This window comes from Streptomyces sp. NPDC006463 (genome assembly GCF_042870715.1).
In the GTDB taxonomy this organism is placed as follows: domain Bacteria; phylum Actinomycetota; class Actinomycetes; order Streptomycetales; family Streptomycetaceae; genus Streptomyces.
Genome location: NZ_JBIAHP010000004.1, coordinates 418,932 through 429,285, shown reverse-complemented (window position 1 = coordinate 429,285; position 10,354 = coordinate 418,932). Strand labels below are relative to the sequence as shown.

The window sequence follows — 10,354 nt, the reverse complement described above, 5'->3', positions numbered from 1 at the left end:
CCGCCGGTCCTGGCCGTCGGCCTCGTACTGCTGGTCTGGCAGATCCTCGTCGCGGCGAAGGTCACCGAGGAGACCAAACTCCCCGCCCTGTCCGCCGTGTGGGACAGCCTGTCCGACATGTGGCTCAAGGGCACGCTCCTGGAGGTCATCTGGACCAGCGTCTCGCGCGGTCTGCTCGGCTTCCTCCTCGCCCTGGCCATCGGCACCCCCCTCGGCCTGCTCGTCGCCCGGGTGAAGTTCGTCCGCGCCGCGATCGGCCCGATCCTGCAAGGCCTGCAGTCCCTGCCGTCCGTGGCCTGGGTACCCCCGGCAGTGCTCTGGTTCGGCCTGAACGACGCCATGATGTACACGGTGATCCTGCTGGGCGCCGTCCCGTCCATCGCCAACGGCCTCGTCTCCGGCATCGACCAGATCCCGCCCCTCTACCTGCGGGCCGGCCGCACCCTGGGCGCCACCGGGCTGAGCGGCGCGCGGCACATCGTCATGCCGGCCGCACTGCCCGGCTACCTGGCCGGCCTCAAGCAGGGCTGGGCCTTCTCCTGGCGCTCCCTGATGGCCGCCGAGATCATCGCCAGCTCCCCCGACCTGGGCCTGGGCCTGGGCCAGCTGCTGGAGAACGGCCGCAACAACATCGACCTGCCCGGCGTCTTCCTCGCGATCATCCTCATCCTCGTCGTCGGCATCGCCATCGACCTGCTGATCTTCAGCCCGGTCGAGCGCTGGGTGCTGCGCAGCCGCGGCCTGCTGGTCAAGTGAGTCCCGTGTCCCCCGCGCCGGCACTCCTGGTCATAGCCCACGGCAGCCGCGACCCGCGGCACGCGGCGACCGTGCACGCCCTCACCGGGCGGGCCCGGGCGCTGCGGCCCGGGCTGCGGGTGGAGACGGCCTTCCTGGACTTCAACACCCCGTCCGTCGGGCAGGTTCTGTCCTCGCTGTACCTGTCGGGCGTACGGGACGTCGTGGCGCTGCCGCTCCTGCTCACCCGGGCGTTCCACGCGAAGTCCGACATCCCGGCGGCGCTGGCCGAGTCGACGGCCCGGCTGCCGGGACTGTCGGTCCGGGTGGCCGATGTCCTCGGCCCGTCCCCGCTGCTCGTCTCGGCCCTCGAACGCCGGCTGGCCGAGGCCGGACTCACCCCGGCGGACCGCACCACCACCGCGGTGGTGCTCGCGTCCGCCGGTTCCACAGACCCGGAGGCGATCGCAGCGATCGCTGGAACCGCGCGGGAGTGGCGGCACACCGGTTGGTGCGCCGTGCGGCCTGCGTTCGCCTCCGGAGCCTCTCCCGCAGGGTTCTCCCGTACCGAGGACGCCGTACGGGCCCTGCGCGGCGAGGGCTTCGCCCGGGTGGCGGTGGCTCCCTACGTCATCGCCCCGGGGCGGCTCCCGGACCGCATCGCGGCGGGCGCCGAAGCCGCGGGCGCGGACGTGATCGCGCCGGTCCTGGGCGCGGCCCCGGAACTGGCCCGCCTGTTGCTGCGCCGCTACGACGCCGCCGCCTCGGCGCCGGCCCGCCTCGCCGCCCTGTCGGCGTAGCCGCGCCCCGGCCGGGACGCCGTGGCGGCCGGCCCCGGCTGGTCCCTGAGCTAGGGGGTGTCTGACGGATCAGGGTCGGACAGCCCGGGTCGGCTGGTGCCGTGGATTGCAAGGCGGAGGAGGGAGTCGACGCGGTGGGGGCACCTCCCAGCGGTAGCTGGGGGACGTCGGCGACCGACGACAACGCGGCAAGCGCCGGTGCCGGGCGAGCCGGGCCCGGCCCTGATCCGTCAGACAACCCCCTAGGACCGGGCCCGGGCCGCGGCCTCGTCCGCGAGGGCGGTCAGGTCCTCGATGGACATCGCGCCCGGCGGCAGGCCCTCGCGGGCGAAGATGTTCGCCGCGTGCCGCAGTACGTCGTTCACCGGCGTCGGCACCCCGTGCAGCCGGCCCAGCAGGGAGATCTCCCCGTTGAGGTAGTCGGCCTCCACCGACCCGGTCGCCCGCGCCAGGCTCTGCCACGACGACCCGCCCCGGATCCCCGGCGGCTGGTTCACCTTGCCGTCGCGCGCATCCGCCTGCTCGGCCTCCGAGGCGTACGCGATGCCCGCGGCGGCGAAGGCCGCCTTCGCCTCGCCGGCGGCCCGCCCCAGCAGCGCCGCCTTCGCGGCGTCCGGCTCGGGGCCCGTCGTGGCTTGGATCGCGTTGCCCAGGTTCCCCAGCAGCTTCGCGTACTTCCACCGCATCACGTCCTCGACCACCGGCGCCTCGAAGCCGGCCTTCCCGAGGTCCGCCGCGACCGCGCGGGACACGGCGTCCGTGCCGCCCGCCGCCAGGCCCACGTGCAGGATGCCGGTCAGCGGCGCGCACAGCGCCGAGACCACGCCCGGCTCCAGGAACGTGGCGGGCAGCCATACGCACACCCCGTACACCCGCGCGAAGCGCCGTAGCGCCAGCCGCTCGCTCTCCACGCCGTTCTGGGCGCACAGCACCGGCAGCCGCTGCGCCGCCGTCCCGCCGCCCGCGACCTCCGCGTCTCCCCACGCGTCGAGCGCGGCGACGGCGTCCTGGGTCTTCACCGCCAGCAACAGCACGTCGTCCGGCTGCAGTTCACCCAGTTCGGCCGGTCCGGTGACCACGGGCAGCCGGTGCACCCGCGTCCCGTCGGCCGTCGTGAGCCGCAGGCCGTCAGCCCGCAGGGCCTCCGCGTGCGCGCCGCGCGCGACGAGGACGACCTCGCCGCCCGCCTCCGCGAGCCGTCCGCCGATGGTGGCGCCCACCGCGCCCGCGCCGATGATGATGTAACGCATGCCCCAGAGCCTGGCACATCCGGGGCCCCGCGCTACCGTCGGGGCACGGTGAACGAGGTACTCACGCGCGGCGGGCGCGGCGGCCCGTACCGAGTGGTGATCAACGGGTGGTCCGGGTGCGGTCCTGACCTGCGCGAGTTGCGCCCGAAGGCTGTCCGGTAAATCCAGGTGCCCCCTCCCGACTGCCCAGGTAGCGTGCGCCGACATGGCATCGGAACTGGAACGCCCCCCGCTCCAAGCGGACGAACGCACCGCGCTCATCGGATGGCTGGACCTGCAGCGGCAGATCCTGCGCTGGAAATGCGAAGGGCTCAGCGACGAGGACGCGCACCGCTCGGTCATCCCGACCTCACCGATCATGACGATGGCCGGCCTCGTCTCCCATATGCGATGGACCGAACACACGTGGCTGGAGGTGCTGTTCCTCGGCGGCGACGAGAAGCAGAACCCGTCGTTCGACGAGTCGAGCGAAGACGCTGACTGGCACACCGACGGCCGCCCCCTCGCCGAGCTCCTCGCGGAGTACGAGGCCCAGTGCGCACGCAGCAACGAGATCGTCGCCGCAGCTTCCCTGGACGAGGTCGGCCGCCACCCCGGCTTCCGCTCCGGCAGCGCCAACCTCCGCTGGATACTGACCCACCTCGTTGAGGAGACGGGGCGGCACGCGGGGCACGCGGACATCGTCCGGGAGCTTCTCGACGGCACGAAGGGCTACTACTAGAGGCTGCTGTCACCAACTCGCCGAAACAGCGCTGCACCGCCCGTGAGCCGCCGGACCGTGCTCAGCCCTTGGGGGTCGGGCACACCTGCCAGGCGAGGTGGTAGAGGGTGCTGACACTGGCGTCCGTGGAGTCCATGGCCATGAAGCTGGTGGACGTCTGCGGGTTGGAAGTGCCCGCATTCACGCGCAGTTCGGTATTGATGTTGAAGTTGCGCTTCTCTCCGCACGGCGCCCAGACGAGATCGGCGTACTCCGTCTTGTCGCTCGATTGCCAGTTGTCGTTGAGCGGCCCGTTGAACTGATGGGTCCGCTGGGAAGTCTGGGGCATTCCCTGGAAGTAGTAGTTCGCCCGTTCCTGACCCCAGGCACCGGGCTGCAGAAATGCGAATCCGCGGTAGTCCGCCTGGACGATGGCGTAGGTGAAACCCGAAGGTACGTGCACGCGGAGATTGAGCTGGCAGTTCTTGCGGAATGCCGTGGGCGGGGCGCCGGGGCCGACCTGCGCGAGGTATTCACTGTAGGTGACAGTGAAGGCGGTGTTGTCCGGTGCGACGGCCACCTCGGCGGTGCCTTCGCGGCAACCGGATCCGTTCACCGTGGCGAGCTCGATCACGATCTTGTCCGGTGGAGCGGTGATCAGCGGGCCGGGACCGGCCGCCCCGGCCGGCGTCGCCGTGGCGATCAGCGCCGCGGCCGCGCCGATGGTGAGCAGGGTGCGAGACAGGGAATGGGACATCGTTGTCACTCCTGACCATGAGTCGGGTCCTGCACTCACTCGGTGTCGGGCTGCCGGCGTCAGACCGCGGTGCATTCCTTCCACTCGAAGTGATAGACCGTGCTGACGCTGCCGTCCGTCGAGTCCATGCTCATGAAGCTCAGGGCCTGCGGGTTCGACGTCCCCGCATAGACGCGCAATTCGGTGTTGACGTTGAGGTTGCGCTCCTCGCCGCACGGCGCCCAGACCAGGTCGGCGTACTGGGTCTGGTCGCTCGCCTGCCAGTTGTCCGTGTACGGGCCGTTGAACTGATGGGTCGTGCGCGCCGTCTGCGCCGAGCCCTGGAAGTAGTAGTTCGCGCGCTCCTGGCCGAAGGCCCCGCGCTGGAGGTGCGCGAAGCCGCGGTAGTCGGCGCGGGCGATGGCGTAGGTGAACCCCTGGGGCACGTGGATCCGGAGGGCGAGCTGGCAGTTCTTGCGGAACTCGGTGCCGCCCGCGTCGGCTCCGGCCTGGGCGAGGTAGTTGCTGTACGTGACGGTGAAGGCGGTGTTGTCGGAGGCCGCTGCCACGTCGGCGGTCCCCTGCGGACACCCCGATCCGTTGGCTCCGACCACGTCGACCGTAATTCTCCCGGGCGGCGTGTACGCGGAATCGGCCTGCGCGGGTACGGAAACGGCCATGGCCGCTAATGCCGCCACGGCCGCGCCGGAAGTCAGTCTGCGGAGCAACATCTCGATTTCTCCATTCGTGCGGACCGGCCCTGAATTGGGCATGCACATGCCATCACGAACGGGTGGGACCGGGAAGGGTGCGATACGGCCAACAGCACCCGGCCGCGATTCTCTGGCCGGTTCCGCGCAAGGCCCCGCTCCCCTCCCCGCCCCCTCATCAGCCCGCTCCCCCGCCGCGAGCAGCCACCGTCGGTCGCCCGCAGACCGGGAGAATGACCAGAACCACCCGGAGCGCCCCGTCAACCCTGCGTCAGTTCCACCAGCTTCACGACGGTGTTCCAGTTGCGGCTGGTCGCGTCGATGCCCTTGAGGACGGAGGGCCTCAGCAGGACCGGGGCCAGTTCGGAGCGGCCCAGGCCGCCCGGGGCGTAGAGGTAGATGACGCGGTCGCCGAGCCGGTACTCCTCCGGGAGGTACGCCGCCTGGTCGATCGCGGCGAACCGCTCGGCGCCGGGCTGCTCGGAGAGGAAGGTGGCGTGCAGCTGCTTGCCCTCCAGCTCGGCTGCCGGGAAGGGGCAGTCCTCGGCGACGGCCCGCAGGTACGCGCCGTCCATCACCAGGCACGGCACCGGGAATCCGAAGTGGGCCTCGACGGCCGCCTCCAGCTCGCGGGCGAGCGCCGCCGGGTCCTTCTCGGCGCTGGTGAAGACGGCGTTCCCGCTCTGCAGGTACGTCTGCACGTCGCCGTGGCCGAGCCCCTCCAGTACGGAGCGCAGCTCCGCCATCGGGACCTTCTTGCTCCCGCCGACATTGATGCCGCGCAACAGCGCCGCGTATTTCTTCGCCATGGGGGCACCCTAAGGGCTGCCCCGTAATCCCCGGTGGGTCAGCGCACGGCGTCGGATGCGGTGCATCGCAAGGCGGAGGGGCCCCCATACTGGGCGTATTCGGGCGTTCCGACAACGCGGCGAGGTGCCGTAGCCGGCGCCGTGCGCCCGCCGGGGATTACGGGACAGCCCTTGCGGCCGCCCTATGACAGTTCGGCCTCGATGAGGTCGGCGGCCCGGCGTGTGCCGCCCTCGGTGGCCATCTGCGCGCGGACTGCTTCGGCGCGCCGGGCGACCTCGGGATCGGCGAGCAGTCCGAGTACCGCTTCCCGCAGGGTGGTGGCGTCCGCCCGGTCCATCGGGACGTGCCGGGCCACGCCGAGCGCGGCCAGCATGTCGGCGTTGGCGAACTGGTCGACGGCCTGCGGTACGGCGACCATCGGGGTGCCGGTGGCGAGGCCCTCCTGGCTGCCGCCGGCGCCCGCGTGGGTGATGAAGGCGTCGGCCTGGCGCAGGATGTCGAGCTGGGGAACCCAGCGGTGGACCTCGACGTTGGCGGGGATCGCGCCGAGGTCCGCCTCGTCGGTGAACTTGCCGATCTGCAGGACCACGTACCAGTCGGACAGGTCCCCGAAGGCGTCCATGCAGGCCCGGTAGAAGGCGGGCTGCTTGGTGAAGGCGGAGCCGAGCGAGACCAGCAGTACCTTCCTGCCTCCGGCCGACTCCGGTCGCTGCCAGCGTCCCTGGGTCGCCGCGCGGTCGCCCTGGCAGGCGCCGACGAAGGTGTGCACGGACTCGTCGACGCGGTCGGCGTTCGGCTGGAGCGCCCGGGGGATCAGGACGAGGCCGCGGCGCGGGCGGGCCTGGAAGCTGTCGACCTGGTCGCCGAGGCCGTTCTCGGTCAGCCAGGCGGCGAACCTGGCGTAGTACGCCTGTCCGCGCTCCGACGCCTTCAGCTCGGCGAACATGGGCGCCGCCACCTCCTCCTCGTACCCCTCCCAGGCGACCATGTTCGGCGAGAGGGAGACGGCGGGCACGCCCCAGCGATGGGCGAGCACGGGTGCCGGGTAAGCGGTGATGTCGTGGATGACGAGGTCCGGTTCGTCGCCCTCGAAGGCGGCCGCGAGCTGCGGGAGCGCCTGGACGGCGTCGTTCAGGAAGGGTTCCAGGTTGTCGATGAGCTCGGTGCCCCACGCCTCGGGATCGTCTTCGGTGGGGAGGGTGGAGGTCCAGATCACCGGCGTGGCGCCGGTCTCGGCGATCTTCTCGGCTAAAGCGGCGGGGATGGCGTAGCTGACGCGGTGGCCCCGGGCGACGAGTTCCCGGATCACTTCGATGCTCGGGTTCACGTGCCCGTGGGCGGCGATGGAGAACATGGCGATGTGTGCGGGCTTGGCTGAGGTCATGCCCACGACCCTAGCGAGACGATACGTCTCGTGCAACGCGAATTCACCTCTGGTAGCGCGCGAGCACCCGGTTCCCGTCCCCCACCAGGCGTTTCTCCAGCTCTCCCAGGTCGATGGCCCCGCTGTAGAACTCCTGGAGCGTCGGCGTGGCGACCTTGTCCTTCCACTCGGGATAGCCGCGCACCGACTGGGCGGGCGCCGGGCGCAGCCCGCCCGCCAGGGCCGTGCCCGTGGCCCAGCCGAGCTCGGGGGTGTGCAGGGCGGGGTCCGCCAGCGCCCGCGTGCCGGTCGGCAGCATCCAGTCGCCGCGGGCGAGGCGGACCATGTTGGCCGGGCTCAGCATGAAGTCGACGAAGGCCGCGGCCTCCTTCTTGTGCGGGCTGTCCCGCGCGATGGAGAGGGTCTGCGGGCTCACCCCCTGCATCGGCCCGCCGAGGCCGTCCGCCCCGGCCGGAGGCGGCAGCACCTGCCACGCGAAGCCGGGCGGAGCCTGCCGCGCGATCTGCTGGCGGTAGGAGAACCCGAGCGGCACCATCGCGTACCGGCCGCCGAAGAAGCCCGGCAGGGTGTCGGACCCGCCCATGGCGAGGGTGGCCCGGGAGGCGCTGCGGTCGGTCTCGATCTGGGCCCGGATGGTGGCGGGGACCACGGCGTCGCCTTCCGCCCAGCGGATGACGGCCTTTCCGCCGGAGTCGCGGTGGAAGAGCCTGCCGCCCGCGGACAGCCCGAGGTCGAGGGTGGCGGAGACCGGATCCTTGAGCGGCCAGGCCACCCCGTACCGGCCCTCGCCGGTGAGCTGTCGGGCGGCCGTACGGAACTCCTCCCAGCTCCAGGGGGCTTCGGGGGTGGGGATGCGGACCCCCGAGGCGCGCAGGAGCCCGGTGTTGGCCATCAGCACCCTGGGTTCCTGGAGGAACGGGACTCCGTACACACCATCGTCGGCTCCGAAGGTCACGGACTCCCAGGAGGCGGCCGGGATGTCGGTCTTTAGCCGCTCGGAGAGGAGGGGCCGCAGGTCGGCGAGGTAGCCGCCGTGGGCGAAGTCGGCGAGGTCGTCGGAGGCGTCGTGGATGACGTCGGGCGCCTCGCCGCCCTCGAAGGAGGTCAGCAGCTGGTCGTGGACGCTGCTCCAGCTGCCCTGGACGTAACGGACCTGGACCTCGGGGTGGGCGGCGTTCCACTCCGCGACCAGGGCCTTGTTCGCGTCGACGGACTCCTTCTGCCAGGCCAGCGACTGGAAGCTCAGCCGCACGGGCCCGTCACCGGCGGCGGCGCCGCCCGGCGCCGAGCACCCGCCGAGCAGCCCGGCCAGCAGTGCGAGCGCCCCCGCCCCGGCCCGCCACCCGCTGGTCCTCATCAGCTCTTCACCGCCCCGGCCAGCATGCCGCCGGTGATCCGCTTCTGGATGACCGCGAAGATCACCAGGGAGGGCAGGGTCGCGAGGAAGGCCGCGGCGGCGAGCGGGCCGAGGTCGGCGGCGCCCTCGGCGCCCAGGAAGTGGGTCAGGACGACCGGCAAGGTCTGCTTCTCCGGGGTCTTGAGGAGGACGAGGGCGAAGAAGAACTCGTTCCAGGCGGTGATGAAGGCGAACAGCGCGGTCGCCACGATCCCCGGCGCCAGCAGCGGCGCGACGACCGAGACGAGGGTGCGCAGCCGCCCGGCCCCGTCCATCGCGGCCGCCTCCTCCAGCTCCCTCGGCACGGCGCGGACGTAGCCGACCAGCATCCACAGGGCGAACGGCAGCGACCAGACGACGTAGACGAGGATCAGGCCCGGCACGGAGTTGACCAGGTACAGGCTCTTCAGCACCAGGAACAGCGGGATGATCACCAGGACGAAGGGGAAGGCCTGGCTGACCACGACCCAGCCGGTGGCGGCCGCGGCCGCCCGCCCGGGCCGGCGGGCGAGGACGAAGGCCGTGGGGGTGGCGAGGACGACCGCGATCACGGCGGCGCACACCGCGGCGAGCAGGCTGTTCAGCGCGGCGTGCACCAGTGGCTGCTCGGCGAAGGCCTGGCGGAAGTTGCCGAGGGTCGGGTCCTCGGGAATCCAGGTGGGGTGCAGGCTGCCGAGTTCACGCGCGGGCTTGAAGGCGGTGGAGACCAGCCACAGGAACGGGAACGCGAGGAAGACCAGGTAGGCGGCGAGCACTGCGTACTGGCCGGCCCGCGCGGCCCGGGAGGTCCGGGAGACAGGGGCGGCCCGGGAGGCCCGTACCCCGCGGCGCGGCCCCATCAGGCGTCCCCTTCCCTGAGCCGGCCGGCCAGGTACACGGCGAGCAGGACCGAGATCACCGCGACCATCACACACCCCATCGCCGCGGCATAGCCGAACTGGCCGTAGCGGAAGGCCTCTTCGTACGCGAAGAGCATGGGCAGCCGGGTGCGGCCGCCGGGCCCGCCGTTGGTCAGTACGTAGACCAGGGCGAAGGAGTTGAAGTTCCAGATGAGGTTGAGCGCGCTGACGGACAGCGCCACCGGCCGGATCGCGGGCCAGGTCACCGCCCGGAAGCGGCGCCAGGCCCCGGCGCCGTCGAGGGCGGCGGCCTCGTGGAGCTCGTGCGGGGTGTTCTGGAGTCCGGCCAGCAACACGACCGTGGTCTGCGGCATGCCCGCCCAGATGCCGACCACGACGACGGCGGGGAGGGCGGTGGCGAGGCCGCTGAGCCAGTCGGTGTCCCCGGCGAGGCCGAGGCCGGAGAGGGTCTCGCCCAGCACCCCCGCGTCGGGGTGGTACACGAGCCGCCACATGATGCCGACCACCACCTCGGGCATGGCCCACGGAATGATCGCGAGCGAGCGCGCCAGCCAGCGCAGCCGGAGGTTCTGGCTGAGCAGCAGGGCGAGGCCGAGTCCCAGCAGGAACTGCGGGACGGTGACCCCGGCCGCCCACACCAGGCCGATCCGGAACGACTCCCAGAACAGCCGGTCGTGGAGCAGGTCCTGGAAGCCCCGGAGCCCGACCCATCGGGTGGGCTCGGTCCGCCCGGACTGGGCGTCGGTGAAGGCGAGGGCGAGGCCGTAGAGGAGCGGGCCGACGCTGAGCAGCAGGATGGGTACGAGGGCGGGCAGGACCAGGAACCAGGCTCCGGGGTCGGCCCGTCGGCCCGTGCGCACGGGGGCGGCGGCGGTCACCTTCACCCCCTCCCCGGCGGATCGTCCGGGTCGTCCGCATCGGGACGGCCGGGCTGCGGTCATCGTGCGCAGGGCCTGATGCCGCGTCAATGCAT

At 72.0% G+C, this 10,354-nt stretch carries 11 protein-coding genes; 3 read left to right on the top strand and 8 right to left on the bottom strand.

All coding sequences use genetic code 11. The features are described from left to right. Both ACFYOB_RS10915 and ACFYOB_RS10910 read left to right on the top strand, forming a co-directional pair. Positions 1-756: ABC transporter permease (locus ACFYOB_RS10915; protein ID WP_388557659.1), on the top strand; the 756-nt coding region annotated here is incomplete at its 5' end. Positions 757-761: 5 nt separating this feature from the next. Then, complete coding sequence (locus ACFYOB_RS10910) at positions 762-1,535, top strand: sirohydrochlorin chelatase (protein WP_388557656.1); 774 nt, start codon at positions 762-764, stop codon at positions 1,533-1,535. Between the two features lie 242 nt (positions 1,536-1,777). Here the strand turns inward: ACFYOB_RS10910 and ACFYOB_RS10905 are convergent, their stop codons facing one another. Next, positions 1,778-2,785, bottom strand: coding sequence for a ketopantoate reductase family protein (locus ACFYOB_RS10905; RefSeq protein WP_388557653.1), 1,008 nt, complete (start codon positions 2,783-2,785; stop codon positions 1,778-1,780). A gap of 205 nt (positions 2,786-2,990) precedes the next feature. Here ACFYOB_RS10905 and ACFYOB_RS10900 point away from each other — a divergent pair, with 205 nt between their 5' ends. Beyond that, the gene (locus tag ACFYOB_RS10900) at positions 2,991-3,506 is read left to right on the top strand and encodes a DinB family protein (RefSeq protein ID WP_388557650.1); all 516 of its coding nucleotides are present in this window, start codon (positions 2,991-2,993) and stop codon (positions 3,504-3,506) included. A 61-nt stretch (positions 3,507-3,567) separates the two neighbouring features. Here ACFYOB_RS10900 and ACFYOB_RS10895 read toward each other — a convergent pair whose 3' ends face one another. The 7 genes from ACFYOB_RS10895 to ACFYOB_RS10865 all read right to left on the bottom strand — a co-directional run bounded on the left by ACFYOB_RS10895 (position 3,568) and on the right by ACFYOB_RS10865 (position 10,322). Further along, entirely contained in the window at positions 3,568-4,242 is a 675-nt protein-coding gene (locus tag ACFYOB_RS10895) for a DUF4360 domain-containing protein (protein WP_388557647.1), read from the bottom strand. Positions 4,243-4,301: 59 nt separating this feature from the next. After that, positions 4,302-4,952 (bottom strand): DUF4360 domain-containing protein, encoded by a 651-nt coding sequence (locus ACFYOB_RS10890; RefSeq protein WP_388557643.1) that lies wholly within the window; start codon positions 4,950-4,952, stop codon positions 4,302-4,304. A 239-nt stretch (positions 4,953-5,191) separates the two neighbouring features. Beyond that, positions 5,192-5,740: a DUF1697 domain-containing protein gene (locus ACFYOB_RS10885; RefSeq protein WP_388557640.1), complete on the bottom strand. Its 549-nt coding sequence runs from the start codon at positions 5,738-5,740 to the stop codon at positions 5,192-5,194. Positions 5,741-5,922: 182 nt separating this feature from the next. Further along, positions 5,923-7,125, bottom strand: coding sequence for a macrolide-inactivating glycosyltransferase (mgt, locus tag ACFYOB_RS10880; RefSeq protein WP_388557638.1), 1,203 nt, complete (start codon positions 7,123-7,125; stop codon positions 5,923-5,925). 43 nt (positions 7,126-7,168) lie between these two features. Continuing rightward, on the bottom strand, positions 7,169-8,482 hold the full coding sequence (locus ACFYOB_RS10875; protein ID WP_388557635.1) for an ABC transporter substrate-binding protein: 1,314 nt from the start codon (positions 8,480-8,482) through the stop codon (positions 7,169-7,171). Continuing rightward, positions 8,482-9,360: a carbohydrate ABC transporter permease gene (locus tag ACFYOB_RS10870; protein WP_388557633.1), complete on the bottom strand. Its 879-nt coding sequence runs from the start codon at positions 9,358-9,360 to the stop codon at positions 8,482-8,484. The genes ACFYOB_RS10875 and ACFYOB_RS10870 overlap by 1 nt, the downstream gene beginning before the upstream one ends. Next, positions 9,360-10,322 carry a carbohydrate ABC transporter permease gene (locus ACFYOB_RS10865; protein ID WP_388557631.1) on the bottom strand — a complete coding sequence of 321 codons (963 nt, stop codon included), beginning with the start codon at positions 10,320-10,322 and terminating at the stop codon, positions 9,360-9,362. Before ACFYOB_RS10865 ends, ACFYOB_RS10870 begins: the two co-directional genes overlap by 1 nt. Between the last annotated feature and the right edge of the window lie 32 nt (positions 10,323-10,354).